Source organism: Nocardia sp. NPDC052001, from assembly GCF_040680615.1.
In the GTDB taxonomy this organism is placed as follows: Bacteria; Actinomycetota; Actinomycetes; order Mycobacteriales; family Mycobacteriaceae; genus Nocardia.
Map to the genome: position 1 here is coordinate 185,995 of NZ_JBFAXC010000002.1, position 26,171 is coordinate 212,165.

General features: G+C 67.2%; 23 protein-coding genes. 14 read left to right on the forward strand and 9 right to left on the reverse strand.

Features of this window, described 5'->3' with window-relative positions; all coding sequences use genetic code 11:
- The first annotated feature begins 1 nt into the window (after nt 1).
- The 7 genes from AB0L82_RS09205 to AB0L82_RS09235 are packed head-to-tail and all read left to right on the forward strand — an operon-like array spanning nt 2 to nt 8,706.
- Nucleotides 2–277, forward strand: coding sequence for an acyl carrier protein (locus tag AB0L82_RS09205; RefSeq protein WP_364635935.1), 276 nt, complete (start codon nt 2–4; stop codon nt 275–277).
- On the forward strand, nt 270–1,364 hold the full coding sequence (locus tag AB0L82_RS09210) for an SDR family oxidoreductase (RefSeq protein ID WP_364633162.1): 1,095 nt from the start codon (nt 270–272) through the stop codon (nt 1,362–1,364). Before AB0L82_RS09205 ends, AB0L82_RS09210 begins: the two co-directional genes overlap by 8 nt.
- Nucleotides 1,352–2,041: an ABC transporter ATP-binding protein gene (locus AB0L82_RS09215; protein WP_364633164.1), complete on the forward strand. Its 690-nt coding sequence runs from the start codon at nt 1,352–1,354 to the stop codon at nt 2,039–2,041. Before AB0L82_RS09210 ends, AB0L82_RS09215 begins: the two co-directional genes overlap by 13 nt.
- Complete coding sequence (locus AB0L82_RS09220) at nt 2,041–4,521, forward strand: FtsX-like permease family protein (protein ID WP_364633166.1); 2,481 nt, start codon at nt 2,041–2,043, stop codon at nt 4,519–4,521. Before AB0L82_RS09215 ends, AB0L82_RS09220 begins: the two co-directional genes overlap by 1 nt.
- The gene (locus AB0L82_RS09225; protein WP_364633168.1) at nt 4,521–7,214 is read left to right on the forward strand and encodes a phosphoenolpyruvate synthase; all 2,694 of its coding nucleotides are present in this window, start codon (nt 4,521–4,523) and stop codon (nt 7,212–7,214) included. The genes AB0L82_RS09220 and AB0L82_RS09225 overlap by 1 nt, the downstream gene beginning before the upstream one ends.
- Nucleotides 7,214–7,834: a hypothetical protein gene (locus tag AB0L82_RS09230; RefSeq protein WP_364633170.1), complete on the forward strand. Its 621-nt coding sequence runs from the start codon at nt 7,214–7,216 to the stop codon at nt 7,832–7,834. Before AB0L82_RS09225 ends, AB0L82_RS09230 begins: the two co-directional genes overlap by 1 nt.
- Nucleotides 7,831–8,706 (forward strand): hypothetical protein, encoded by an 876-nt coding sequence (locus AB0L82_RS09235; RefSeq protein WP_364633172.1) that lies wholly within the window; start codon nt 7,831–7,833, stop codon nt 8,704–8,706. Before AB0L82_RS09230 ends, AB0L82_RS09235 begins: the two co-directional genes overlap by 4 nt.
- Here AB0L82_RS09235 and AB0L82_RS09240 read toward each other — a convergent pair.
- Complete coding sequence (locus AB0L82_RS09240; RefSeq protein ID WP_364633174.1) at nt 8,641–10,230, reverse strand: FUSC family protein; 1,590 nt, start codon at nt 10,228–10,230, stop codon at nt 8,641–8,643. The two genes, AB0L82_RS09235 and AB0L82_RS09240, sit on opposite strands and share 66 nt — an antisense overlap.
- Nucleotides 10,231–10,518: 288 nt before the next feature.
- On the opposite strand from AB0L82_RS09240, the gene AB0L82_RS09245 reads away from it, so the two are divergent.
- Nucleotides 10,519–11,490, forward strand: a complete 972-nt coding sequence (locus AB0L82_RS09245; protein WP_364633176.1) for a hypothetical protein — start codon at nt 10,519–10,521, stop codon at nt 11,488–11,490.
- A gap of 73 nt (nt 11,491–11,563) precedes the next feature.
- Here AB0L82_RS09245 and AB0L82_RS09250 read toward each other — a convergent pair whose 3' ends face one another.
- The 3 genes from AB0L82_RS09250 to AB0L82_RS09260 all read right to left on the reverse strand — a co-directional run bounded on the left by AB0L82_RS09250 (nt 11,564) and on the right by AB0L82_RS09260 (nt 13,786).
- Nucleotides 11,564–12,784, reverse strand: a complete 1,221-nt coding sequence (locus tag AB0L82_RS09250; protein ID WP_364633178.1) for a serine hydrolase domain-containing protein — start codon at nt 12,782–12,784, stop codon at nt 11,564–11,566.
- A 133-nt stretch (nt 12,785–12,917) separates the two neighbouring features.
- Nucleotides 12,918–13,379 (reverse strand): SRPBCC family protein, encoded by a 462-nt coding sequence (locus AB0L82_RS09255; RefSeq protein WP_364633180.1) that lies wholly within the window; start codon nt 13,377–13,379, stop codon nt 12,918–12,920.
- Nucleotides 13,380–13,444: 65 nt separating this feature from the next.
- A complete protein-coding gene (locus tag AB0L82_RS09260; RefSeq protein ID WP_364633182.1) occupies nt 13,445–13,786 on the reverse strand; it encodes a cytoplasmic protein in 342 nt (113 codons plus the stop codon).
- Nucleotides 13,787–13,831: 45 nt separating this feature from the next.
- Here AB0L82_RS09260 and AB0L82_RS09265 point away from each other — a divergent pair, with 45 nt between their 5' ends.
- A complete protein-coding gene (locus AB0L82_RS09265) occupies nt 13,832–14,425 on the forward strand; it encodes a TetR/AcrR family transcriptional regulator (protein WP_364633184.1) in 594 nt (197 codons plus the stop codon).
- A gap of 24 nt (nt 14,426–14,449) precedes the next feature.
- Here AB0L82_RS09265 and AB0L82_RS09270 read toward each other — a convergent pair whose 3' ends face one another.
- From AB0L82_RS09270 to AB0L82_RS09280, 3 genes are all read right to left on the reverse strand, one after another.
- Entirely contained in the window at nt 14,450–15,754 is a 1,305-nt protein-coding gene (locus tag AB0L82_RS09270) for a family 1 glycosylhydrolase (protein ID WP_364633186.1), read from the reverse strand.
- 187 nt (nt 15,755–15,941) lie between these two features.
- Nucleotides 15,942–16,190: a hypothetical protein gene (locus tag AB0L82_RS09275; protein WP_364633188.1), complete on the reverse strand. Its 249-nt coding sequence runs from the start codon at nt 16,188–16,190 to the stop codon at nt 15,942–15,944.
- 14 nt (nt 16,191–16,204) lie between these two features.
- Nucleotides 16,205–17,431, reverse strand: a complete 1,227-nt coding sequence (locus tag AB0L82_RS09280) for a saccharopine dehydrogenase NADP-binding domain-containing protein (RefSeq protein ID WP_364635938.1) — start codon at nt 17,429–17,431, stop codon at nt 16,205–16,207.
- Between the two features lie 76 nt (nt 17,432–17,507).
- Here AB0L82_RS09280 and AB0L82_RS09285 point away from each other — a divergent pair, with 76 nt between their 5' ends.
- Nucleotides 17,508–17,942, forward strand: coding sequence for a hypothetical protein (locus AB0L82_RS09285; protein WP_364633190.1), 435 nt, complete (start codon nt 17,508–17,510; stop codon nt 17,940–17,942).
- On the opposite strand, the gene AB0L82_RS09290 is transcribed toward AB0L82_RS09285, so the two are convergent.
- Entirely contained in the window at nt 17,931–18,824 is an 894-nt protein-coding gene (locus AB0L82_RS09290) for a PaaX family transcriptional regulator C-terminal domain-containing protein (RefSeq protein WP_364633192.1), read from the reverse strand. The genes AB0L82_RS09285 and AB0L82_RS09290 overlap by 12 nt on opposite strands.
- Nucleotides 18,825–19,046: 222 nt before the next feature.
- On the opposite strand from AB0L82_RS09290, the gene AB0L82_RS09295 reads away from it, so the two are divergent.
- Together AB0L82_RS09295 and AB0L82_RS09300 are read left to right on the forward strand one after the other, a co-directional pair.
- Nucleotides 19,047–20,576, forward strand: a complete 1,530-nt coding sequence (locus AB0L82_RS09295; protein ID WP_364633194.1) for a hypothetical protein — start codon at nt 19,047–19,049, stop codon at nt 20,574–20,576.
- Nucleotides 20,577–20,733: 157 nt separating this feature from the next.
- Nucleotides 20,734–21,270, forward strand: a complete 537-nt coding sequence (locus tag AB0L82_RS09300) for a hypothetical protein (protein ID WP_364633196.1) — start codon at nt 20,734–20,736, stop codon at nt 21,268–21,270.
- Between the two features lie 91 nt (nt 21,271–21,361).
- Here the strand turns inward: AB0L82_RS09300 and AB0L82_RS09305 are convergent, their stop codons facing one another.
- Nucleotides 21,362–22,822: a protein kinase gene (locus tag AB0L82_RS09305; protein WP_364633197.1), complete on the reverse strand. Its 1,461-nt coding sequence runs from the start codon at nt 22,820–22,822 to the stop codon at nt 21,362–21,364.
- A 244-nt stretch (nt 22,823–23,066) separates the two neighbouring features.
- On the opposite strand from AB0L82_RS09305, the gene AB0L82_RS09310 reads away from it, so the two are divergent.
- Entirely contained in the window at nt 23,067–25,088 is a 2,022-nt protein-coding gene (locus tag AB0L82_RS09310; protein WP_364633199.1) for a TerD family protein, read from the forward strand.
- A 125-nt stretch (nt 25,089–25,213) separates the two neighbouring features.
- On the forward strand, nt 25,214–26,170 hold the full coding sequence (locus tag AB0L82_RS09315) for an alpha/beta hydrolase (RefSeq protein ID WP_364633201.1): 957 nt from the start codon (nt 25,214–25,216) through the stop codon (nt 26,168–26,170).
- Nucleotide 26,171: the final 1 nt, after the last annotated feature.

Sequence of the window (26,171 nt, forward strand, 5' to 3'; positions counted from 1 at the left end):
CGTGATTCCGATCGACGCGGCGACCATCGCCGCACGCACCCGCACCCTGATCGCGCATATGGCCCCCGAGCCGCCCAGCGCGGTCCGCGATGAACAGCGGCTGATCGAGGATCTCGGCTTCGACTCGATTCGCCTGATGGAACTCACGGTCGCGCTGGAACGCGGCTTCGGCCTGCCGCGCTACGCACCCGAACAGCTGACGAACGTGCTGCGGGTCGGCGATGTGATCACCCTGGTCGCCACCACCCTCGGCACCGCGGGGGCCGCACGTGAGTGAATTGAAAGCGGTACTGGTCACCGGTGCGAGCGGGCTGGTCGGGGCGGACGTGGTGGCGCGGCTGCGGACGCGCGGGATTCCGGTCGTGGTGCTCACCCATCGCACACCGCAAATCGTGGACAGTCGCGGCACCCGGGTCGACGCGGTCGAGTTCACCGGTGGCGCAACCGAAGTCGCGTATGTGACGGGCGATGTCCGCAAGCCCGGTTTCGGGCTCTCCGCGGACGCGCTCGCCCTGTTGCGCGAGCAGGTCGGCACCCTGGTGCATTCGGCCGCCACCACCGATTTCGATGCCCCCGAACGGGATTACGCCGAACTCAATGTGGGCGGCACCCGGCATGCGGCCGAACTGGCGCTGTCCTGGGACATCCCGCTGGTGTACGTGAGCACGGCGTATGTGTGCGGTCGCCGCGAAGGGTTCATCGAGGAGGACTTCGCTCCCGGATCCGAATCCTTCGGCAATGGCTACGAACGCAGCAAATATCTTGCCGAACACCATATTCGGAACCTTCCCGGCCTGCGCTGGACGGTCGTGCGCCCCGGCATCGTGACCGGGCTGACCGGGTCCGGGGCGATCCGCGATTACAAGAACCTCTACACCGTGGTCAAACTGATCGTGGAGGGGAAACTGCGCACCCTGCCCGGCCGCTACGACGCGACCCTGACCTTCGCGCCCATCGACTACGTGGCCGATGTGATCGTCGCCGCCGCAACGCGATTCGATCAGGCGCAGGGCAAGACCTGTCACGCGGTGGGCGCGAATGCCACCTCGCTGCGGGCCATGTCCGAGATCTTCGCCGAATACCCCTCCTTCGAGGTGGCGCGCTTCGTACCCGCGTCCACCTTCGATCCGGCGGACCTCGATGCCGTCGAACGCGAGTACTACCTGCGTATCGGCGCGCAGTACACCAACTATTTCGACAGCCGCCGCGACTTCGGCACCGCCGCCGCGACCGAACTGCTCGGCGCGCGCCCACCGGACACCGGACCGGACTATCTGCGGGTGCTGCTGGACCACTGCCTCGAAACGGGCTATCTGGGAACGCCATTGGCGAGTATCGAGGAGGTGCTCCAGTGCTGGAGCTGAAAGACGTATCCAAGTCGTACACCATCGGTGAACAGCAGGTGCGGGCGCTGTCCACGCTCAACCTGAGTTTCGAGGCGGGCACGTTCAGTGCCATCGTCGGCCCGTCGGGGGCCGGGAAGAGCACCCTGCTGCATATTCTCGGGGCCCTGGACACCCCTGATTCGGGCACGGTGGAATTCGAGGGCCGCGCCCTGGGTGCGCTCGGCGATGACGGTCTCGCCGAATTCCGCCGCCGCACCGTGGGTTTCATCTTCCAGTTCTTCAATCTGCTGCCCACCATGAGCGCCTGGGAGAACGTCGCACTGCCGCTGCTGCTGGACGGCGGCACGCTGCGCAAGGCCAAACCGCGCGCTCTCGAACTGCTCGCCCTGGTGGATCTGGCCAACCGCGCCAACCATCGGCCCGCCGAACTGTCCGGCGGTCAGATGCAGCGTGTCGCCGTGGCCCGTGCGCTCATGCTGGACGCGCCGCTGATCCTGGCCGATGAGCCCAGCGGCAACCTCGACTCCAAGACCGGTGCGCAGCTCATGGAGCTGCTGGCCTCGATCGCGCACGACACCGAACGGCGGCGCGCGGTCATCACGGTCACCCACGATATGGTCGCGGCCGCGGCCACCGACCGGGTCATCACCCTGCGCGACGGCGGCGTCAGCAGCGACGAGAAGAGTGCCGCCTGATGCTCTCCGCCTGGGATCGACTGCGGTTCCTCAGTATTCGCGATCTGCTCGTGCACCGGGGGCGGGCGCTGGCGTCCATCGCGGTGGTGGCGGTCTCGACGGCGCTGCTGGTAACCGTGCTGTGCATCATCGGCTCCATCGATCAATCCATCGATCGGGTGGCGGCCGGGCTCGGCGGCAATGCCGTCCTCGAGGTCTCCGGGGCCTCGGACAGTGGTTTCCCGGCGGCGGTCCGCGATGAGGTGGGCCGGGTCGCGGGTGTGACGGCGGCGGTTCCGGTGGTTCGCACCGCGGTGAGCACCGCGCGCGGCACCGTGCTGCTACTGGGCACCGATGCCACCGCCGCCGCGCTCGACAGTCCGATAAAGAACGAACTGACCGGGCACGCCGCGGCATTGACGAGCGTCAAGGACGGCGTGCTGGTGGGTCCGGACACTGGATTCGCCGTGGGCGAACGGATCGCGCTGCGCGGTGGTGAGGTCACGGTGGCCGGCGTGCTGGACAGCCCGGAGGCGGCCCGGTTCAACGGCGGGCGCTATCTGCTCGCACCGCTGGCGCTGGCGCAGCGGGCGGCCGGTAAATCCGGGGTGCTGGATTCGGTGCTGATCATCGGCGACGGCGGTGCGGACGCGCTGCGGCCGGGGGTGAGCAAGGCCGTGGCCGGCCGCGCCGTGGTGACCGAATCCTCCGCCGAGGCAAGCAAATCCAGCAATGGTGTCATGCTCATTCGCTTCACCGCGGTCGCGGCGGCGGGTATGGCGTTCCTGGTCGCCGGATTCCTCATCTACACCGCGATGGGTATGGCCATCGCACAGCGCCGACCGGTGATCTCCATGCTGCGCTCGCTCGGCGGGCGGCGGCTCACCCTGGTCGGTGATCTCCTGCTGGAGACCGCCGTCCTGTCCGCCCTGGGCGCTCTGCTCGGTGCGGGACTCGGTGTGCTGCTGGGCCGTTACGCCATCGAGCGGCTACCGGATCTGTTCCTGCAAGCCGTGAGCGCGCGCATCGAATTCATCATGCCGGTATGGGCGATTCCGCTGGCGGTCATCGTCGCGGTGCTGGTCTGCGTCGGCGCTGCCGGTCTGGCCGCGCGGCAGGTGTACCGGGTCTCGCCGGTGGAAGCGCTTGCCCCCGTGGGCGTCTCGGTCGCCGATGTGGTGCGGCCCCGGCTGCGGATAGCGGCCGGGGTGGCGGCGGTGGTGATCGGTATCGGCGCGTTCGTGGCGACCCGGCAGCCCGGTATCGCCGCGAACGCCGGAATCACCACCATGTTCACCGCCGAGGTACTGCTCGGCTTCGCGCTCGGCGTGCCGATCGTGCGCGCCGCCGCCTGGGTGGCGAGCCGGTTCGGCAGTGCCGGTGAGCTCGCGGCCGAGGCCATTCGGCGCTCCCCGAAGCGCGCCTGGGCGACGCTGATGACCGTCAGCGTCGCGGTGGCCGCCACCTTCGCGATCAGCGCGGGCAATACCAATGCCGTTGACTCGACCAAGGATTCGTTCGCGGCGCTGCGCGGTGCGGATGTCTGGGTGTCGACGACCCAGGCGGGGACGTTCCCCACCGGACCATTGCTGGCGACGGACCTGCCGGAGCGATTGCGGGCGCTGCCCGATGTGGCACAGGTCGTCGAGGGCCAGGCCGGGTACGTCGCGCTCGGCGGTAAACGGGCCATGGCGTTCGGGCTCGCACCCGGCGCTGCCAGCCCACTACTGGCGGCCGTGGACTCGAAGGTGCGGCAAGCGGTACTGGACGGTCAGGGCGTGATCATGTCCAGTGATCTGTCCGATGCGCTGAAAGTCGAAGTGGGGGAATCGGTCTCGATGCCGACCGCCACCGGGGAGCGTGCGATCACCGTGCTCGCCACGGTGCCGTTCTTCTCCGGGCTCAATGGCGCGATCGGCATGGCGCTCCCGAACATGCGTGAGTGGTTCGCCCGCCAGGGGGCCTCCACGCTCGAACTGCACGCCGCGCCCGGCATCGATCCGGATCGGCTGCTGACCGAGGTACAGGGCGTACTGCCCGCCGGGACCCTGGCCTATACGGGTGCGGCGGCGGTCCAGGGTTTCGGGGATTCGCTGAACCAGGCCACTCGGCTCAATCACCTGATCTGGATCATCGTGGTGATCATCTCCGCTGTGGCGCTGATCAATACGCTGCTGCTCTCGGTGCTGGAACGGCGGCGAGAGCTCGGGGTGCTGCGGGCCATCGGATCGAGCCGGCGGCTCGCCCTGGCCATCGTGCTCGCCGAAGCCGGAGCGATCGGCATCACCGGCGGCGTGCTGGGGCTGCTGTTCGGATCGGTGGAACAGGTCATCGCGGATCTGGCCTCCGCGCGCGCCTGGAATGTGGACGTCGAATTCGTGCCCGTCCCGGCGGCATTCACGCTCGCCGTCGGCGCGCTGGTGATCTGCCTCGTCGGCAGCCTCATACCGGCGTGGCGGGTGGCACGGATGAACATTATCGAAGCGATCGGAGCCGACTGATGACCGTGCTGTCAGAGAACGCAGCAGCGCTATTGCACGCCGGTGACACCGTCACCGAAGCGGATGGGAAGCTGGTGGGCGGCAAGGCGATCGGGCTGGCCCGGCTGCTCGGAACCGGTGCGCGCGTTCCGGAATGGTCGGTGGTGACCATCGAGGCGTTCGACGCGCACCTGCGATCGGGACGGTTGCCGGAGCTGTACCGCGGGGTCGCGGCCGCGACCACCGATGCCGAGCGCGCCGCGGCAGCGACCGTGCTGCGCGAGGCGATTGTCGAATCTCCCGTCGACGCCGAATTAACCGATGCTGTAACGGAATTCATGCGCGGCAGAGGACCGATCGCGGTCCGCAGTTCGGCGGTCGGCGAAGACGGTGCGGACCGCTCGTACGCGGGGATCTTCGAGAGCTACCTGTTCCGCACCGAGGCCGAACAGGTGCTGGACGCCATTCGGCGGTGCTGGGCATCGGCTTTCAGCGCGCGGGCGCTGCACTATCGCGGCGACTCCGAGCCCGCCGCGCCCGAAGTGGCGGTGATCCTGCAGGACATGGCCGATGGTGAGGTATCCGGGGTCATGTTCACCGGCAACCCGATCACCGGCCGCATGGACGAGGCGCTGATCAGCGCCTGCTGGGGGCTCGGCGAGGGGATTGTGAGCGGGGCCTGCGCCACCGACGAATTCGTGCTGTCCCACAGTGGATCCGAGCTCACCACGCGGATCGCGGACAAGGACGTCGAGTACATCCGCGATGCCGCGGGCGGCGTGCGCGAACAACCGATCGACGGCGATCGCCGCACCCGCCGCTGCCTTACTCCCGAGCAGACCTCGCTGCTGGTGCGCGAAGGCGTGCGCATAGCGACCGCGCTCGGCGGACCGCAGGACATCGAATGGACCGTGCGGGGCGGCGAAATCGTTGTGCTGCAAACCCGTCCGATCACCGCGGCCGCCACGGCCGCCGATCCGGCCGCGCTCGGAACCTGGCGTGCGGTGTGGGACAACAGCAATATCCAGGAGAGCTTCAACGGCGTCACCTCACCGCTCACCTTCTCCTGGGCGGCGCGGGTGTACGAGGTGATCTTCACCGAGACGCTGCGCATGATCGGCGTGCGCGAACCGGTCATCGCCGCGCACGATCAGGTGCTGCGCAATATGGTCGGACTGGTCTCGGGCCGGGTGTACTACAACATCGAGAACTGGTACCGGGTACTGAGTTTGGCCCCGTACTTCCGGCGGAACAAGGAAGACGTCGAGCGCATGATCGGCGTCGAGAACCCGGTCGACTTCATCGAGGGCATCCATCCCGGTCTGCGCGAGCGACTTCTGCGCCTGCCCCAGCTGCTGCCCGTGGTCGCGGTGCTGGGCTGGCGCATGGCCAATCGCGGTGCGCTGGTCGATCGATTCCAGCAGGAGGTCGGCGCGGAGGTCGATCGGATTCGGCGCGCCCAGGCCACCGCCACCGATCTGCGGGAACTGCTCGAGCTGGCCGATCAGGGTTTGCGGCTGTTCGGGCGCTGGTCGGTGCAGATGATCAACGATCTGTATCTGAGCAATCAGGCCGGACGGGCGCGGCGGCTGCTGGCCAAGGACGGGACGCCGGTGCCCGAGGAGGTGGTCGCCAGACTGCTCGCTTCGGAGGAGGCGGTCGAATCACTCCAGCCCACCGTGATTCTCATGCGATTGGCCGGGCGGATTCGCACGGACGCGGCGCTGCGGGAGGCGGTGTTCACCGGCGATCCGCGCACCGGCTACGACGCGGTGCGGGAGGCTTCACCCGCCGTGCGGCGGGTGCTCGACGACTACATCGAGCTGTACGGCGACCGGTGCATGGGCGAGCAGAAGCTGGAAACCGTTTCGCTGCGCCAGGATCCGTCCTTCATCGTCACGGTGCTGCGAAACTATGTGAACGACAACGGGATCGACGCGGACGAACTCGAACGCACCCATCGCGCGCGACAGGAGGTGTTCGAGCGCGAGGTGCTCGATACCCTGCCCGCCGCGCGCCGCACCCGCCTGATCACTGTGCTGCGCAAGGCCCGGCGCGCGGTGCGCGACCGCGAACGGGTCCGGCTCACCCGGACCCGGATCATCGGCGTCGGCCGGTCGGTCTACCTGCGCATCGGTGAATTGCTCGCCGCAGCAGGGCAATTGGATGCGCCGGGGCATGTCTTCTACCTGACCATGGAGGAAATCCAGGCATTCGCCGAGGGTAGGTCCATGACCTCGGATCTGGGGGCGCTCGCCCGCAACCGCATCGCCGAGTTCGCCCGCTACGAACTGGTGGAACCGCCGAACCAGTTCGAGACGACCGGCCCGCCCTCGCTGGCCGTCGATACCGCCGTTCCCGATGCGGCCGTTGCCGATTCGGCGACGTTGCGCGGAACCGGTTGCTGGCCGGGCATTGTCGAGGGCGACGTGCAGATCGTCATGAGTCCCGAGGACGATCTCGACGTCACCGGCAAGATCCTGACCACCCGCCGCACCGATCCCGGCTGGGGGCCGTTGTTCCCCAGCGTCAAGGGTCTGCTGATCGAACGCGGCAGCACACTGTCGCATTCGGCCGTGCTGGCGCGCGAACTCGGCATTCCGGCGGTGGTCGGGGTACCGGGGCTGATGTCGATCGTGCGCGATGGCGAACGCGTGCGCCTCGACGGTGGGTCCGGCGTGGTGCAGCGCCTCGACTGGGCGGGGGAGAGCTGATGCCCACCGTGGTGTGCATCGCGGGCGGTGACGCTTCGGGGAAGAGCACCCAGGTCGCGGCAGTCTCAGCGGTATTGCGAGACAGGGGAATTCGCGTCGCGGAAGCCGGGATCTGGGATGCCCTCGACGCTCCCGCCATCGCATCGCGACTGCCCTTCCGTGACCGCGACGAGGTCTTCGACTATCTGCGTGTGCTGCGCCCGCTCTCACGCGCCCTCTTCCTGTTCCATGCCGTCCAGGTCGCCGTGGAGCTCGCGGGCGATACGGAACCGGAGGTGATCCTGCTGAATGCGTACTGGTACAAGTACTTCGCCACCGAGGTCGCGCACGGCGGCGACGCCACCGCGCTGCGTGCCTACGCCTCCGGCTTCCCCGAACCCGATCTGACCTGCTACCTGAAGGTATCCCCGCGGACCGCGCTGTCTCGCAAGCTCGAACGCAGCGATTACGAAAGCGGATACGGCGATGCGGACACCTTCCTGAGGTTCCAGCAGCACAGTCAGACTGTGCTGGACGGCCTTTCCCGCGAACTCGGCTGGCGAGAACTCGACGGCACCGCCGATCCGAACACCCTCACCGCCACCATCGCCGCCGCCATCCCGATCGGCGCGGCGCTGTGACCGCACCCCATCGCATAGCCGTGGTGGGCATCGACGGCAGCGGCAAATCCGAATTCATCGCCCGGCTGCGTCACCTGGCCCCACCCGATGAACGCTGGATCGCCTTGAGCTGCCCCGACTTCCACCACACGCCGAACGGCCCGCTGCACGAGCTGTCCCGCCAGCTCAAAGCCGTGAGCGTTGCTGCCGACACGGTCGGCTATCCGGCCGTCAAGGCCGCCGCCCTGTACCTCCGCATGACGCTCTACGGCCCGGTCGAAGACTTCTTTGGCACCACCTTCGACCCGAATGTGCTGGTGTGCGAACGCCACCCACTCATCGAAACCCTCGTCTACGCCCCGCTCTACGCCCGCATCGCCCAGGGCGAACGCGGCGACCCATCCCGCCTGGCCGATGTGCTGGCCCTCGCCGATCAACTGCAACCGGGTGCGGCACCGGCCGTAAAAGACTGGCAGCGAACCGAATCCGCCCGCGTCCACCTCGGTGCCGACCTGGAGACCACCCTCGACGACATCGTCACCATCCTGTCCCACCGCACCGCCACCGCACTGGAACGCTTCTCCACCGCCTACCGCACCACCCTCCCCGACACCATCCTCTGGCTGGACACCCCGCCCGATCAAGCCGCCCGCCGCTGCGCCGCCCGCGGCACCATCGAAACCCACGAAAGCCCCGCCCACCTGACCGCGCTGCGCGCCAACTACCTGCGCACCCTCGACGAACTCCGAATCCTGTTCCCGGAAATGGTGATTCACCGTATCGAGAACACCGATGCGGACAGTCTCGACGAGATCGCCGGGCGGGCACTACATCTTGGCGCCCGGCGGGACCGCGCGGCAGGCGGCGAGCAGGTCGTAGCCCGAGTGCAGTAGTTCGGCGTGCGGGGGCCAGACCTGTTGGGCCCAGTGCGGATCGTTATGGGTGGAGTCTATTCCTGCGCGCATCGCGCCGATCAGGTCGAATTGCAGGTCGCGGCGTAGTTCCAGGATGGGGGGTGCGTCGGCGGCAGCCTCGTGCAGGCGTTCGCGCAGGACGGCGGTGCCGGTGCGGACGCGGTGTTCGGTCCAGGTGAAGGTGCGGCGGTGCGCGCGGGGGATGACGAAGCGCAGGGCTAGCAGGGCGATGATGACGCCGATCGCGGTCTCCACCAGGCGATCTCGCATGACCGCTCCCACCGCCTGGCCGTTCGCGCCCGCACCGCCGGCCAGCAGGGCGACCGGGGTGAAGAAGATCGCGGCTACCGAATAGTTGCGGGTGATGAAGAGTTCTACGCCGAATTGGAGTACGGCGAGCACCAGGACGAGAGCGAAACCGTTGGGGGACAACTGGATCAGGGCCGCGAAGACCAGGAGTCCGGCGGCGGTGCCTACCAGGCGGTGGATCGCGCGAACTCGGCCGTGCACCCGATCCGGTCCGGCCTGCAGGATGATGAGGGCGGTCAGGATCGCCCAGTGCGGGTGGTCCGAGCCGCTGAGTCCGCCGAGTACGCCCGCCACGACGACGGCGCAGGCCACGCGTACCGAGGTGACCGCCGCGTGTGAGTCCCAGTTCAGCGAGCGCAGTAGTCGATACCGGATTGTGGGGCGTGCCAGGGGAATTCCCTGCGCGTCCGCCTCCGGATCGGTGGTCCCCAAGCGCCGATGCGCCGAAAGCAGTTGTAGCGTCGCGCCTTCGGTGTCCTCGGAAAGTCCGGCGTCGTAGACCGTTCCCCACGCATTCCACAGCGCTTCCGCCGCGCGATGCCGCTGGGCGGCGGTCGCCGTGCCCTGATCGCGTGCGGCCGCGTAATCGTCCACCGCTCGCACCGCCAGGGCCACCGCGATCCGTTCCGGCTGATGCGGTGCGATCAGCCGCCCGGCCATCGATACCAGCAGCGCGCCCGCGACGCCGAGCGCGGTCGCGATCATGATCCCATCCGCTCCCACCCCGGAACGGGTCGCCGCGAGCGCACCCGAACAGGCCACCAGGAAGAACATCACCCCGGGCGGCCCCAACCGGGCGGCGTCGATCAGGTACACCCCGAGCACCGCCAGGACCGGCAGCACCGCCACATCCACCAGCCAGGCCGCAGCGCCGGTGCTCGGCGTGGTCGCACCGACCGCGATACCCAGCCCGACGCAGGCGAGCAGGGCCGCGCCCGCGATCGAAATCACCTGCCATCGAACGCGATACGCCCGGCCCTCGCCGTACATCACCGCGAACGCGCCGAAGCAGACGAACAGTGCCCAGTCCGCACGACCGGATGCCACCAGCAGCGCTGCGGGCAGACCGAACGCCAATGCCGTGCGGAGCCCGGCGTCCCAGCGCCAGCCACCCGGAGCAAACCGCAGCAGCAGCTTGCTATCGGGGACTACGGATGGCGGGCGTTCTCCTGGCAAATCACGGTCGGGGCTCACCGTCCCATACAAGCACGGGCGTCGGTAGCGGAAGCCGACGCAGCGTTACGCTGGTCATGTAGGGCATCCTAACCGAACTCTAAGATAGCCGGGTCACGCCGGTATTTTGCGCGCTGAATCAGCCTCTTCGGGTCATGGCCGCGGGCAACTGGCCACCGCGATAGGGCAGCATGGAGGTCACGATCGCCGTTCGCTGGAGCGGCCCGCCGGTGTCGTGCGTGCCGGTGATTTCGGAAAGTGAAGGCGGATGATCGACCAGAGCGTAGTGGCGTCCGAAGGTACGGGCGCATGATCGACCGGAGTGCCTTGGCGCAGGCATTCGAGACGGCCGTCGGAATGGCCGCCCGAGCGCCGTCGATTCACAACACCCAGCCGTGGCGCTGGCGTCTCGACGACGATGTCATCAATCTGTTCGCCGATCCGGAACGCCATCTGCCCGCCGCCGATCCGGACTCGCGTGGTCTGGTGATGAGTTGCGGTGCGGCACTGCATCATCTGCGTGTGGCGCTCGCGGTACTGGGTTGGCGCTCCCGGGTGCGGTATCTGCCCGATGCGGCCGATCCGAATCATCTGGCCGCCGTCACGGTCACCCCGCACCCGCCCGAACAGGGCGAAATCGAGCTCGCCGCCGCGATCGTGCACCGGCAGTCCGACCGCCGCCGCTTCGGCCCGCGCCTGGTCACCCAGTCGCATCTGCGCCGCATGTCCGCGGTCGCGCCGCACTTCGGGGCCGCCGCCCGGCAGGTGCCCGCATCACTGCGCGGGGCCCTGGCGCAGGCCAGTCATCGCGCCGCCGACCGGCATGCGCTGGACCCGCGCTATCAATTGGAGATGGCGCGCTGGAGCGGCAGGCACGGCTCACCGGACGGCGTTCCCGCCGCCAGCGCGCCGCCCGCGCGTACCGCGGACGAGATCATGCTGCGCACGTTCGCGAGTCCGGAGCTCAGCGATATCGACACCGAGGCCGATAGTTCGGAATGGCTGGTGATCTGCACCCCGGCCGATGACCGCCGGGCACATCTGCGCGCGGGCGAGGCCGCCAGCGCCCTGCTGCTCACGGCCTCCAGCCTGACCCTGTCCAGCTGCCTGCAATCCGAGCCACTCGCCATGCCGGACCTGGCCGCCGCCATCCGCACCGAGGTGCTCCAGGACGCCGCATACCCGCAGGCCATGGTGCGAGTGGGGTGGGCGGCCGCGGGCGCGGCACCCCTCCCACTCACCCCGCGCCGCCCCGCCGACGACGTGATCGACGTGAGCTAGCGAAACCCGCTGTGTGGCGCGGCTTTTGCCGGGGCGGGCACCGCGACCGCACCCGGCTCCAATTCGCTGGTGTCTAACCGGCTTCCGCGTACCGATCCGCTGCCGGGATGGTTTCGGCCGCTGCCATTGCCGCGCGCTGTGCCGAGGCCGCCAGGAAGGGCAGCCGGGTATCGGCCACCGAGGTCGGGATGCTGCCGAGGTGGTTGGTGACGAAGCCGATCGAAAGCCCGAGCGTGGGAATGGCGATACCGCCGGAACCGCCGAGGCCGAAGTGGCCGAAGGCGCGGCGGGTGAGCTTGGTGCCGACGATGGCGCGATGGTAGCCGCGCGCGAATTGCGGTGCGGCGCCGAGCACATAGTCGTAGCGGCTGTTGGCGGGCATCCGGGCGATGGCAGCGGCGGTCTCCGGATTCAATAGCCGCCGATGTCCGAGCTGACCGTCATTCGCGAGCGCGCCGTACATCTTGCCGAGCGCGCGGGCGGTGAAGGTGCCGTTCCAGCCCGGCATCATGGCGTCGTACGGCAGTGGGCCCGTGGTCATATCGGCCCAGCCGTCATAGACCGCGCCGCGCGCCGAACGCACCTGGCGCACAGCGGCGAAGGGCGCGATCAGGGTGTCCATCGGAATGCGGGCGATGCCGAGTCGCGGCCCCAGCGTGGCGACCCGATCGCGTTGGTGTTCGGGCACACCGAACCAGAAGTCGTTGTCGCCCAGCGGTTCCGCCAGTTCGGTGCGCAGCACATCGCGGAAGTCCCGCCCGGTGGCGCGCTGCGCGATTTCGGCGATCAGGGTGCCGAAGGTGATGGCGTGATAGCCCGAAGCCCGCAGCCGCATGGGATCCGGTGCGGAGGCGGCGATGGCCGCGGCGACGCGATCGTGATCGAGCAGCTCATGCGCGTCCGGCAGCAGTCCCCGAATCCGCTGCAATCCCGCCCGATGGCTGAGCACGTCCTGGATTGTGATGTCGCCCTTGCCATTCGCCGCGAACTCCGGCCAATAGGTCGCAACCGGCGCATCCAACGCCAGTACGCCACTCTCGATCAACCGATTGGCCACGGTCGCCGCGACACCCTTACCGGTCGAATACGACAGCGCGATGGTGTCGCCCCGCCACCGCCGATCCGGCGCGGCCCACCCCGCCCACACATCCACCACCGGTTCCCCGTGCAGGTAAACCGACAGCGCCCCACCGCCCTGCCCCCGCCGCCGGAACATACGGAAGAACCTCGCCGCCACCCCCGTGAATCGATCATCGATCACCATGGACGTGGTCGCTGATAGTGCACCCGGCATCGTCAGACTCCTTTGTCTGTCCCGCTCACAGCAAAGCCAGTGCTAACAACTGCAAGCATCTTGCTAACCAACTGTAAGCGAAAGAGCGCCCGCACCGAATGGTTCTGTCCCAGGAATCAGCGTCCGTCCGCCGCTAGCGCGGGGTTTCCACGTAGGCCTTGATGCGTTCGAGGGTTTCGCGCATCCCCTCGACATTCGTCTTGCCGCGCGTCCAGCCCGCGAGCAGCCAGTACAGCCGGATCGGCGGTGAGTTGTGCAGTTGGAAGGATTCGGTGACCGAGGTGCCCGAGTCCGTCGGTTCGAGTTGGTAGCGCCACGTATTGATTTCCATACCGCCCGGACCGAGCACGGTGAAGGCGAATTCACGGCCCGGTTCACACGCGATGACCCGGCACACCGTGGAGTACTTGAGCCCCCACCCATTCCGATTCACGTGCCCCCGGAACTTCGCTCCGACAGCAGGTCCCGTCGCCCGCCCGATCCACTCCGCCCCGAAGGTCTCCGGGCTGAACCGGCCCACATTGGTGACATCGCTGATCAGATCCCAGATCGGTTCCGGTGCGGCCGACATATGGACGGTGACTGAGTCATGCATGAGCCAGAGCCTACGTGTGTCGCCGGGATACATGAATCGGCGGCGACGCGAAGCGCATTCGGGCCCTACGGCGCGCTGGGGCCCAGGGTGGGGGCGGCCGGTCCCGGTGCGGGTTCCTTGAGTTCGATGAACAGGGCGTGGCTGTCGGTATCGCCGATGTTCTCGCCCTCGTGTTCCTGCGCGCCGACCCAGCGCACCTGACCCGCTGTGAGTTCGACCTCGACCTGGCGTCCGCCCGAGGTGATGCGTCGGCGGAAGGAGGCCAGCGGGTACATCACGCTGTCGGGGTGGTTGTGCGGGCGGGTGCGGTCGCCGGGTTTATCGCGGTATTCCAGGACGCGGACGCGGTCATTTTCGAAGATGACCCGGTACAACTCCGGGCTGACGAGGACGGGATCGGTGCTCATGAGCGGCCTCCGGAAAGTATATGGGACTAAAGTACCATGATGGGCATGTCAGTGCCATATGAGGAATCCGGTCGCCGCGGGCAGAAGGCTCGCACGCGCACAGCCTTGATCACGGCGACCCGGGCGCTGCTGGCGCAGGGGCTCATCCCGACCGTCGAGGATGCCGCCCAGGCCGCGGATATCTCCCGGACCACGGCCTATCGGTACTTTCCGAATCAGCGAACCCTGCTCGCGGCGGTGCGGCCGGAGATCGAGCAGACGTCGCTGCTGCCCGATCCGGCCCCCGGCGATGTCCGCGCCCGACTCGAACTGGTGATGCGCGAATGCGGCCGGATCAATCTGGAATGGGAGCCGGAATTACGCGCCTCCCTGCGGCTTTCGCTGGAGCCGGGCGCGGCCGAATCCTCCCCGCTGCGGCGTGGCCGGGCCATCGGCTGGATCGAGGATGCGCTGACCCCGCTGCGGGACTCGCGCCCGGAGGTCGATATTCACCGTCTGGCCATCGCGATTCGCTCGGCCACCGGCATCGAATCATTCATCTGGCTCGTCGACGTCGCGGGTCTCACCAGGGATGCGGCCATCGAAACCCTGTGTGACACAGCGCAAGCGCTGCTCGCTGCGGCGGATCCCGTTCGCTGATCGGCGATTACGAACCGCCGCGGGTCAGCGACCCGGGACCGTGACGGGGGCGAAGCAGCTCGAGGGGAGATCCTGTAGTGAACACAGCGCCGGAGCCCGGGTGGGGAGATAGCCGTTCGGAACGCCACCGGAATTGGCTATATCGCGGTACGCGTTCACCGCATCGGTGGGACGGCGGGTCAGGCTCGGATCGGTGGTGACATCGACGGTATAGAGCCCGAAACGCGGTGCGTAGCTGCCCCATTCGTAATTGTCGGTGATGCTCCAGTAGTTGTAGCCGATGACGTTCATACCGTCGGCCTTGGCGCGCTGGACCCAGTAGACGGTGTCGCGGAGGTTGTCGGAGCGGGTCATACCGTCTGTGGTGGCCGACCCGTTGTCCGAGGGCATCCCGTTCTCGACGATATACAGCGGGCGGCCCGGGAACTTCTGGGCGTATCGGCGCAGCGTGTAGTAGATGCCCTCGGGTTCGAGAATGAGACCGGAGGGCTGATTGAGCAGGCTCGCGACCACATTCGGCGGTTTGGACAGCGATCCGCCGTAGTAGTAGTCGATGCCGATGTAGTCGAGCTTGTCGGCGATCCGGTCGATGAAGGACGCGTCGGCCTGTGCCGCACCGAGATCGTTGGCGGCGAGATTACTGGTGACCATCGCACCGGGCTGGCGCGCGTGGATGTGGTCGTAGATGGCGCGGTGCGCGGCGACCATGCGATCGATCATGGGGGTGACATCGAGCGTGCCGATATCGCCGATGCGCTGTTCCTGGCCGACATAGGCGAGCGGTTCGTTGAAGGTGACCCACAGCGGATCCGACCCCGCGTACCGATCCACCACGGCGCGGGCATTGGTCAGCCAGTCGTCGACCATGCCGGGATTGCGCCAGCCGCCGCGATCGACCGCCCAGCCCGGAAACACCCAGTGGTCCAGGGTGATCATGGGCCGCATACCGGCCGAGCGGATGCGCGCGATCATGGCGTCATAGAAGGAAAAATCCCATTCGCCCGGATTTGGCTGCACCCGAGCCCATTCCACGCTAACTCGGTAGACACCGACACCGAGATCGGCCGCGTGCTGAATATCCTCACCGTAACGATGCAGGAAATCGACCGAATTGCCATAGCCCTGCGCGCGCCCGGAGTTGGCATACCGACTCCAATTACTGTCCGGCGCAGACCCTTCGCTCTGGAATCCGGAACTGGACACACCCCACATGAAATTGCCGCCGACCTGCGGTAGCCCCGAATCCGCCGTGGCGGTGCCGGGTGCGACTATCGCGCATGAGGCGGCCAGAACGATGCATGCCAGCGAGAACAGTGCACGATGTCCCATTGCAACGAGAGTACCTGCCGGAAAGCATGTTTCGGGGCGGACCGATCAGATTGACGATTCACCCGCGCGGAACATACCGACCGGATCTCACCTTATGGCTACCATGCAGCAGCCCCTGGCTGATATGCGCCATAGGTGCCTGTCGGTCACCGTATGACCTGTCCGCTCGTGCGTGATCCGCCGTGGTTCACGACCCGCAGCGCACGGCGCGCGGTCGGCACACCACCCAGCCGTCCCCGTTGGCGCGCGGCACACGCCGCCAGGTGTGCGGGTTGGTGGGGGTGCCCTGTGGCGGCTGGGATCCGGTGGTGGGCCGGGGTGGGGCCGGAAGCCGGTCGCTCGGTGCGGCGGTCGCGATCGGCGATACGAGAAGCGTTGCGGCGGTGATGATTCCGGTAATAAATGCGGTGGTGCGGCCGTGGGCTGGATGGGACATCGGGAACTCCTGAATCAATGCGCCGGTATGACGGCGGGGGAATGGTGTTCGACGATCAGGGCGGGGCCCTCGCCGGGCAGCCCGAGGTGCGGGCGGAGGTCACCGAAGAAGCGGTCCGGATCGATCGCGGATTCCGGGGGATGGACGCCGGGGCGGCGGTGGCCGCCGTCGATGAGCTGGGATAGGCCCAGCGCCAATGGGATTCCCGTCGCGCGGCTCATATCGTCGATGAACAGTGGTGTGTCGGCGGCGGACTCGCCCGCGAGATATGCCAGGGTGGTGTGCGGCCGGTCGTCCTTGCGCCCGTGCGCCGCGGCGAAGAACGGCGGCAGAGTGCCGGGGGACTGGAATCGCCCCGCGGTTGACAGCGACCTGATGCCGCGTAGCAGACCGGGTTTCAGCAATTGTGCCGCGGCGGTCTCGTTGGTCAGCTTGCCGCGATCGATATCGCGGCGGAGGATGTCCAGGAATGCCGCGGTACCCGGGGTGACGATCATCAGATTCGCGGCCTCGCCGCCGGGCCGGAGCGTGCGGTGCAGCGTCACCGGTTCGGGATGGCCGACGGTGTAACCGGTGCCGCGCCGATCGCCGGGCAACTCGAGGCGGACGGGGCGCATCGGCGGCTCGCGAGTCGTACGGCCTTGGCGGACAACGGTAATGGTGCCGCTGATCTGCTCCATCCAATGCATGAGTGCGGCGGGTGGATGTGCGCCATCGTCCAGCGGCAGCTCCCCGGTGCTGCCGCGCGGCACATCGACCGGCCAGGCGGTGTAGATGTCCGCCACGGTGTCGAGTGCGCTCGCGGCGGCTATCGCGAGCAGATTGCTCACCCCCGGACTCGCGCCCATCCCGATCACGGCGCAGACCCCGGCTTCCCTTGCGGCGGGGTCGAGTTCGAGCATTCGCAGCGTGGGTTCCCAGTCATCGCACAGATCGAGGTAATGCGTGCCGGTGGCGATGGCGGCGCGCAGTACGGGCAGCCCGAATCGGTAGTAGGGGCCGACGGTATTGAGTACGACGTCCGCGTCTCGGAGCGCCCCGTGCAGGGCGGCCGAGTCGGTCACGTCGACCCGTTGCGCGCGGACCGCGCGGGTCCCGGTGCATAGTTCGGCGGCAAGCCGGCGCGCCGCGTCGAGATCGCGATCCGCCACGACGATTTCCTCGATGCCGGGGAGTCGCGCGGCGGTGCGCACCGCCACCGCTCCCATCGCGCCTGGACCTCCCAGGGCCAGTACCTTCATCGCATTGCCTATCATTTCAAATACGATCGTTTGTGAGATGATAGATCACGTGAAGCGAATTGTGCCAGGTGCATCGGTGGTTCGGGTGATTGACCTGCGGCGACTGGATCCGATGACACGGCACCGGGCGCTGGAGGCGGCTGCTTCGCAGCTGCTGGCATTGGTCACGCTGCCGTTCACCCATCCGGGTGTACCGCACCCGCCGGAGTGGACTCAGCTGCTGGGACTGGCATTCCTGCTGGCTTCCTGCGTGATCACACTGCACACCTGGAGCGTGATCGTGGGACGCGTCGGGCACGCGCGATCGCCCATGCGCGCCGATATGCGATTGCAGCGGCAAGTGGTGAACGAGCGCCGCCTGCGCCGAGCCGCGCTGATCTACCCGATCGTGACGCTGGTATTGATCCCGCTGCCGCCGACCTGGCGGTGGCTGTGGTTCACGCTGACCGTCATCTCGGCGGTCCTGGGCGCGATAGCGCTGTACCGGCTGCCGCGGTCGCTACCGGGTTGACGCCCGAGCGGGCTGTTCCCGCAGCACTTCGGCGGTGACGTCGTAGTACCACTGGAAAACCCTTGTGGCATTGGGTGTTTCGGTGCGCGCCAGCTCCGCCCAGCAGGCCGCGACCGCCGCGCGCGCCTGTGCGCCGACCCAACCCCGGGGCAGCAGTTCCGGCGGCAGCAATGGATCGGGGTCCAGGGCGCGGGTGAACTCGGTCCCCAATTCGATTTGCAGCGTGAGCCGTTGGGTCGGCGTGGGCGGTGTGGTCGCCCGCAGTGCGCGCAGTACCCGCTGCGCGACCTCGAGCAGGCGACGATGCCCGGCGGCGAGTCGATCCAGAGGCCAGAGCCTCTCGGCCAGCGCCCGCGGGGTGCGGGTGCCGCCGATCAGCAGATCGGTCGTGCTGAGCAGGGTGAGATGTTCGGTGACGCCGAGTTCGGCCGCGGCGGCGGCGATCCGGTCCTCCCAGGGATTGGCGCTCACATACAGTCCGCCTTGAATGGGCGCGCCGCCGAGCCGGACAATGGTGTCGCGCATGGCATCTCGCGCTTGCCGTGCGGTTTCGGGAATCCCGAACGCCGCCAGTCGCCAATGTCCGTCCCAGGGCTCGACACCGCGATCCTGCCGATACATATAGCGCAGGAATTCGATATCGGGTTCGAGCGCGCCGCGGGTGCGATCGGTCGCGTAAAGCACAGCCTTGCGGCCCCGGCCCTCATGGGTGAACTGTCCCTCGGCGACGAGCCGTTTGATGCACAGCCGGACCTGCTGATCGGTCATGCCGAGGGTGTTCGCGACGGCGTACAGCTCACCGGCGTCGATGGTGGAGTCCTGCCGGATCATGCTCTCCACCAGTGTGCGGGTCGGGATCTCGACGGCATCGCTGTCCGGCATCGCGCATCCCTTTCCGGCGGTTCTGGTCACTGCGTTCGAACATCATACGTTCGGGCGAATTCCGATAGACGCGTGCGGCGAGTGCGCGTACGCGGCGACTTCGGCGGGTTACAGTGCCGGAGATTCAACCCGGCCGGGCGAAGAATTGCGGAGCGGAGGCGACTGATTTTCATGACGGGGCGTTGTGCGCGAGGGACATCGGCCCTCATTGCGGCGGTGTGCGTGGCGGTCATCGGACCGGGCACGGGTGTGGCCGCCGCGGATTCGGATTCTCGCCCGCTCGGATGTGTGCCCGCGATCGGCACCCTGCAAATTCTGCCTCCGCTACCGGGTTTGTTCCTGCCGCTGCCGAGCATCAGGGGATTGTCGGAGTTCGACGATCTGCCCGTGGCCCCGGCCGATCTGGCGTTCCCGCCGAGCGTCGACTTCCGCGATAACACCCAGGGATTCAACAGTTTCGTCGATGTGGTGCTGCGCGATGGTTCGCTGTACACCCGCCCGCGCGAGTCGAATTCGCCGTGGCGCAGGATCCCGACGCCCGGCTGTCTCGACGGCGGGATCGTCGCGGTCTCGGTGAACAACAACATGCTGGTCGCGGCGGACGCGAACGGCTGGATCTACTCCATGGACAATCTGCTTTCCGGTCCGCTGCTGTGGAATTGGACCTATTCCTACGGCGGGCCGATCTGGTTGTGGCCGGGCGAGCGGATTCCGGGCACCGGCGGTGGTCCGATCGCGTCGAGCCGCTGGGCGATCAGCCATCGCATGTCGGCGAGTTTCACCGATGCCGAGGGCTACACCCATCCGACGACCGCGGGCCTGGTGCAATTGGTCGCGCTCTCGCAGGACGGCGCGCGCATCACCTATCAGGATCCCTGGCTGCCCGCCGATCTGAGTTATGAGATCGGCGGACCGGAGGACGGCCGGTTCATTTCCGAGGCATTGACCACTTCGGGTTCGGTGACTTTCGTGATGAATCGGTACGGCGATATGTACACGCGCAAATACGATTTGGATCTGGCGGGCGCGAATCACATTCCGGGGCGGTACACCTGGCAGCCGCAGGGCCAGAAGCCCTCGGCCCCCGATCAATTGCTCGAACGCGTCGATCCGCAATACGCCGCGATCTCGCTGCCCGCGCAGGACTGGTTGCGACAGCCCAAGATTCCGGGCGAGATCACCGCCTGCCTGTCCATTCATGACAGCGGTCCGGCGATGGAGAATCGGGAATTGCGCGTCGAGGGTCGCGATAACGGCCGCACCGGCTACTGGCACAAGGATCTGGTCGCCCCCGCCTGGGACTTCACCCCGACCGATCAGGAACTGCGCGGCATCCCGATCGCCAACTCACCCCGGGACCGGTCGGCCGACACCCTCGTCGCGCCGAGCGATCTCACCTTCCAAGGCGTGTTGCCCGACGGCTGGAACTTGCGCCTGGACCAATTCGATTGGGCGCAAACGAAACACCCCGCCACCCTCACCTCACCCAACGGTCGCGCCTACGACATCGCCCTGTACACGGTGGACGAACTCCGCCTGCTCCCACGCGGTTCCGGCCTCGACGACAATCCGCGCGGTCTGGAAGGCGCGCTTGATCTGCGTCCCGCCGACCCCCTGCATCCCGATAACGCGGATCTGCGTCATTTCATCGAGACGCGGTTGGGCGGTAGCGATATCTATGAGGTCACCGTCCAAGCCACGCGCTCGCAATTGGTCATCAATCCGCTCGGCGCGGTCATGTCGCGCCGATGAGGAAGTGAATCACTCATATTCCTTATTGGGGCGATGGTCGATTTAACCGATTTGGCCGATTATGTTCCGGCGGGGTCGTTCGCTGTCCTAACCTCGAACCCGACGATGTATTGCCGCTTCAGCTCGATCAACGATGATCTCGAGAGAGGTGCAGAACATGTCGACATTCCGTAGTGCGCTCTTCGCGAGCGTGGCGGCCGGCTTCGCTATCGCCGCCGCTCTCACCGCCGGAACCGCCTCGGCCGATCAACTCGACGAGGGTGGCTGCAGCGCCGGGGCGATCGAATGGCAGGCGAACGGCCCGGGTTTCACCGGCAGCAATCAGGCCCCCGTCGGCAGCAATATCGGCGGCCACCTACTGGCCTGCCACGGCGCTCCCACCGATATCAGCGTGGGCACCATCATCGGCACCACCTTCGAACCGGCCGCCACCTGTTACGGCAGTCGCGGTGGCCGCGCCGATCTGATCGTGCTGTGGGACAACGGCCAGAACAGCCACGTCATCGGCACCTGGGAATGGACACTCGGCCAGCAGGCGACCAACCACCTCAAGGTGGTGGGCGGCCTGGGCACGGGCCGCACCCTGGACGTGGTGACCAGCCCACCGGAAGTCAGTCCCGCCTCGGTCACCGGCTGCATCGTGGGCGGCTACCACGCGGGCAGCTATCAGGTCCTGGGTGCGCGCATCGTCTGATCGCATCGACCTGGGGCGTTTCCACCCTCGTGTGCCATCGGGCCGACCACGGCTCCGCAGGAGTGGGGTCCGGAGCACGGTTGTGCGGTGGTCAGCCGGAGATGATTGCGCGGCTCGGCTCGGTGCCCGGCATGAAGAGGGTGATGGCCACATCGGCGGTTGTGCAGACGACCCAGGGGTGCGTGACGTAGGTCTGCTGGACGTAACTGCCGCCCGCGGCGAGCGTCTGGTATCGGACCCGCTTTCCTGAATAGTCGAGCCAGTAGACGATGACCGGGCCGGAGCGGGAATTGACGAACTCGATGCTCGTCGATTGGGTGCCTTCGATCGAATGGAGCGTGCCTTCCGAGGTGGGAGGCAATGTTGTCACGGTCGATGCCGGGCCGCTGTAGACCGCCGAGGGTGTCGTTCGGTGAACACTGGTGGTCGTCGATTGCGCCGAGCTCGCAATCGATTTCGGGACACCCGCCGCGCTCGGCTCATCATTCCGCAGCCTGACGGCGACCACCGCGACTGCGGCGATGGTCGCGGCCAGTGCCACGACGCCAACCGCTATTGCGATTCTGGCACCGGATTTCGTTGGGGCGGTGCGGAGTTCGTGTGAACCCGGAAGGATCGGAGATCGATCCTGCGAGCCGACCGGAAAGCGCGGTGCCGGAAGGGGCAGTGGCCTGCGATCGACCGGTGCGGGCGAATGCGCCCGCGGTGGATAGACGATAGGCTGTGGTGTCGAATCCGGCTGTGTGAGAACGGCGCGAGCCGCGGCCGCCAGTTGACCCGCACTCGAGAATCTGTGCTCGGGCTTCTTAGCCATTCCGCGGGCGATCACCTCGTCGAATCCACCGGGCACGCCGGGACGAATGCGGCTGGGTCGCGGTGGTGGTGTGACGAGGTGTGCGGTGATCTGCTGTTCCACACTGGTGCCCGGGTATGGCTGACTCCCGGTGAGGCACTCGTGCAGCACGCAGGTCAGGGCGTACACGTCGGCGCGAGCATCGACCACCCCCTCGGTGAGTCGTTCGGGGGACATATAGGTGAAGGTGCCGATGGCGGAACCGCTCGTGGTCAAACCGCTGTCGGTCCCCGCGCGGGCAAGCCCGAAATCGATGAGGTAGACGAAATTATCCGCGCACACCAGCATGTTCGACGGTATGACATCGCGGTGGATCAGGTTGTTCGCGTGCGCCGCGTTCAGTGCCGACGCGACCTGTTCGATGATGGCGACGGCGAGGCCCGGGGTCGTCGGCCCGCTATCGGCGAGTAGGCGCTCCACGGTGACGCCGTCGACCAGGCGCATATCGAGATACAGTCGTCCGTCGATCTCCCCGTAGTGATGAATCGGAATCACATGCGGTTCGGTCAATCCGGCCGCCGCGTGCGATTCACGCCGAAATCGTTCACGGAACAAAGGATCGGCGGCAACGCGCGATGACAACACCTTCAAGGCGACTGTTCGGTCGGTTATCGTGTCATACGCTTCGTATACGCGGCCCATTCCGCCCTCACCGAGTAGCTTGCGCAGCCGGTAATTACCGAAGGTGGTCTCATTCACCAGAACTCCACATGACCGGCGCGAAAGCGCTACCTCAGACTTCGATGAAATCGTAATCCGGTCGGGGGAGATATTCAGGATATTCGTTGTCCGGCAACGACTTTTGGAATTCCAACCGGTCCGTACTCCGCATTCGCCCAACATTCGCGTTGACACGCGGTTGTATGTAACAGCGGAGGTGTTGCCGCCGAATTCCCGGCGGCGTCTCTGATGAGTGCGTGCCGAATCACGGAAGGGGGAGGCTATGACGTCTCCGATACTGTCCAAGGGTCAGAATCTGGCACTATCCGATGATGTCGAGCGGGTTGACATCGTCATCGGGTGGGCGGAGGCGGAGGTGGCGGTTGACGCTTCCGCGCTGCTGTTGGGCGAGGACCGGAAGGTGCTGTCCGACAGCGATTTCGTGTTCTACAACCAGCCCGAGTCGACCGATGGCTCGGTGCGATTCCTGGGCACGAGTGCGACCGAGGAGGGTGCGCAGACGCGTATCACCATCGATCTGGCCGCCGTTCCGGCCGAAGTGCACGTGGTCGCCCTCGCGGGGAGTGTCGGGACCGGAACATTCGGTCAGTTGGGCAAGGTCGCGTTCTGTGTGGTGGATGGAGCGGGGCAGTCCCTGGCCGAGTACGTGACCGCCGATGCGACGACGGAATCGGCCGTGCTTTTCGGGGAGGTGTACCGGCGCGCGGGGGTGTGGAAGGTGCGTGCGGTCGGTCAGGGGTGGGACTCCGGGTTGGCGGGTCTGGCAACGGATTTCGGTGTCACCATCGATGACGACGCCGAAGGCGATGCGGTGCCCGAACAGGTGAGCGAGCCGGAATCGGCTGCGATGCAGAAGAGTTCCGTTGTCGAGGCCGCGCCGGAGGTGGCCGCGCCCGACCCGTCGCCGACCCGTCCCGCGCGATCGGCCCGAGGTGTCCGCACCACCAAACAGGTGGCGAGGAAGACCAAGCCGATCGAATTCAAACTCGCCGAGAGCGATACCTGGCAACCGGCCCGACTGTTCTCCGTGATCGGAGTCGGTGCCGGTGAGGAACAGGAGCGGCGCGCCACCTCGGCGCTGATCGCCACCATGCAGGCCGTGCGACCCTTCGCGCGGGCGCTCTGCGCGCGCATGGGCGCGCCCGCCGGCGCTTTCGAGGGCTATATCGAGGTGCAGTACGAGCGTGGTGACGCGGTGGTGATTCCGGACGCGGTGCTCAAGGTGGTGCGCGGCAGTCGGGTGTGGACGGGATTGCTCGAGGTCAAGACCGGTAATGGCAAGCTCAAACGCGATCAGCTGGAGAGCTACCTCGATGTGGCGCGTAAGAAGAAGTACGACGTCGTGGTGAGCCTGTCGAATGATATTCCGGCCGGTCCCGGAGAGCTTCCCGTCGAGGTCGACCGCCGCAAGCTGGCCAAGGTCGCGCTGCGTCATCTGTCGTGGGCCGAAGTGGCGCACGAGGCGCGAATGCTGTTGTCGCACGGCGGTATCGAGGACGATCTGCAGGTCTGGCTATTGGGTGAGTTCCTTCGCTATCTCGATCATCCGCGTTCCGGTGCAACGGAATTCGTCGATATGGGCAGGCACTGGGTCGCGGTCCGGGACGCGGTCGGCGCGGGGACCCTGCGGGCCGGCGATCAGAAGGCCCTGGCGGTCGCCGAAACCTGGGTATCCCTGTCCCGGCACCTCGCGCTGCGGCTGACGGCCGAACTCGGAGCGACCGTGAAACATGTACTGCCCCGGCGATTCCGGTCCGATCCGGCGGCCCGCAAGGCGGCTGTGGCCGAACGGCTGGCGGCCGAGGGAATCTTCGAGGCCGTGCTGCAGATTCCGGATACCGCGGGTGATCTGCTGGTGGCGGCGGACTTGCGAACCAATAGGGTGCGCTGTCGCACCACACTCGACGCCCCCGATGAGGGCACCTCGGCTCGCCGACTGTCCTGGCTGCTCAAGCAGCTTCAGGGAGCGCCAGGCAGCGTCCAGGTCGAGGCGGTGTTCTCCGAACCCGGCAACGAGGCGTGCGAGCTGCTCGAAACCTTGCGGACGAATCCGAAGGCGCTGACGGCGGACCGTGCGGGTGCGATCGTGTCCTTCACCCTGGAGCAGGTCTTCGCGATGGGGAATCGGCGATCCGGTACGGCGGCGAGCTTCATCACCAGCGTGACCTCGGCGACCGACGCCTTCTACGGGACGGTGGTGCAGCCGCTGCGCGGCTGGGTCCCGGCCGCTCCGAAACAGTCCGAGTCGGCGCAGGCGGGTCCGATCACCGATCCGGACGGCTGACGCGCGGCACCACCCTGGGTGTTGATCTCGTCCACCTCGGGGGAGTGGGGGCAGCTCTCGGGGCTCTGCTTTCGGGGGTGTTGTCGGTGGAGAGTTGGGGGACCACCGAGGAAGCGGAGAGATCGATGTCGGGACTGGAAGCGATTGGCAGTTCGGCCGAGCGCCGGGTCACGGTCATCACCGCGGATGGGGTGGCGCTGGCGGTTCGGGAGTATGGGCCGCGGGCGGCCGAGCTCACCGTTGTATTCCTGCATGGGCACTGCATGCGCGCCGAGTCCTGGAATGAGGTGCGGGATGAGCTGGTGCGGGAGTATCCGGGGGCTCGGGTGGTCTGCTACGACCATCGCGGGCACGGGGATTCGGGCAACGCGCCTCGCAACAGTTATACGCTCGCGCAGCTCGGCCACGATCTGGGTGCGGTGATCGATGCCGTCGCGCCCGCCGGGCCGGTGGTGCTGGTCGGTCATTCCATGGGTGGGATGACCGTGCTGACCTATATCAGTCAGCGGCCGCAGGAGATCGGGAACCGCATCGCCGGGGTCGCGCTGATCGCCACGGGGGCGAGCGGGATCGCGGAGGCGGGGTTCGGCCGGTTGATCCGGCATCCGGTGGTCGCGACCTTCCAAGCCGCGGTCCGTTGGGCTCCGGGTCTGACGCGGCATGCGAAGTCGCTGGCGTGCAAGGTTTTCGCGCCGCTCATCACGATGGCGGAGTTCGGTGATCGCAAGGTCAGCCCGCGCATCCGCAGCCTGGTGAACGCCATGCACAACCAGACTTCGATCGTGGCCATGGCCGCGTTCCTGAGCGCGTTCCTCGACTACGACCGCACCGACGCGCTCCCGGCGCTGTCGCATATCCCGACCCTGATCCTGTGCGGCTCCGCCGACCTGATGACCCCGCCGTCGCATTCGATCGCCATGGCCGCCGCCGTCGACTACGCGGACCTGGCACTGGTCGAGGGGGCGGGTCACTCGGTAATCCTGGAACAGCCCGAACTCGTCTCGGCCGCGATCGCCCGCCTGATGACCAGGGCCGCTGGGACCGAACGGACCGCATACCGCAGCCTGGCGCTGGTCGCATAGC

Excerpts from the sequence above, each read along its gene's own strand:
- AB0L82_RS09220 (WP_364633166.1), top strand. The coding sequence starts at position 2,041 with ATGCTCTCCGCCTGGGATCGACTGCGGTTCCTCAGTATTCGCGATCTG.
- AB0L82_RS09225 (WP_364633168.1), top strand. The coding sequence starts at position 4,521 with ATGACCGTGCTGTCAGAGAACGCAGCAGCGCTATTGCACGCCGGTGAC.
- AB0L82_RS09230 (WP_364633170.1), top strand. The coding sequence starts at position 7,214 with ATGCCCACCGTGGTGTGCATCGCGGGCGGTGACGCTTCGGGGAAGAGC.
- AB0L82_RS09245 (WP_364633176.1), top strand. The coding sequence starts at position 10,519 with ATGATCGACCGGAGTGCCTTGGCGCAGGCATTCGAGACGGCCGTCGGA.
- AB0L82_RS09250 (WP_364633178.1), bottom strand. The coding sequence starts at position 12,784 with ATGCCGGGTGCACTATCAGCGACCACGTCCATGGTGATCGATGATCGA.
- AB0L82_RS09255 (WP_364633180.1), bottom strand. The coding sequence starts at position 13,379 with ATGCATGACTCAGTCACCGTCCATATGTCGGCCGCACCGGAACCGATC.
- AB0L82_RS09260 (WP_364633182.1), bottom strand. The coding sequence starts at position 13,786 with ATGAGCACCGATCCCGTCCTCGTCAGCCCGGAGTTGTACCGGGTCATC.
- AB0L82_RS09265 (WP_364633184.1), top strand. The coding sequence starts at position 13,832 with ATGTCAGTGCCATATGAGGAATCCGGTCGCCGCGGGCAGAAGGCTCGC.
- AB0L82_RS09270 (WP_364633186.1), bottom strand. The coding sequence starts at position 15,754 with ATGGGACATCGTGCACTGTTCTCGCTGGCATGCATCGTTCTGGCCGCC.
- AB0L82_RS09275 (WP_364633188.1), bottom strand. The coding sequence starts at position 16,190 with ATGTCCCATCCAGCCCACGGCCGCACCACCGCATTTATTACCGGAATC.
- AB0L82_RS09280 (WP_364635938.1), bottom strand. The coding sequence starts at position 17,431 with ATGAAGGTACTGGCCCTGGGAGGTCCAGGCGCGATGGGAGCGGTGGCG.
- AB0L82_RS09290 (WP_364633192.1), bottom strand. The coding sequence starts at position 18,824 with ATGCCGGACAGCGATGCCGTCGAGATCCCGACCCGCACACTGGTGGAG.
- AB0L82_RS09300 (WP_364633196.1), top strand. The coding sequence starts at position 20,734 with ATGTCGACATTCCGTAGTGCGCTCTTCGCGAGCGTGGCGGCCGGCTTC.
- AB0L82_RS09310 (WP_364633199.1), top strand. The coding sequence starts at position 23,067 with ATGACGTCTCCGATACTGTCCAAGGGTCAGAATCTGGCACTATCCGAT.
- AB0L82_RS09315 (WP_364633201.1), top strand. The coding sequence starts at position 25,214 with ATGTCGGGACTGGAAGCGATTGGCAGTTCGGCCGAGCGCCGGGTCACG.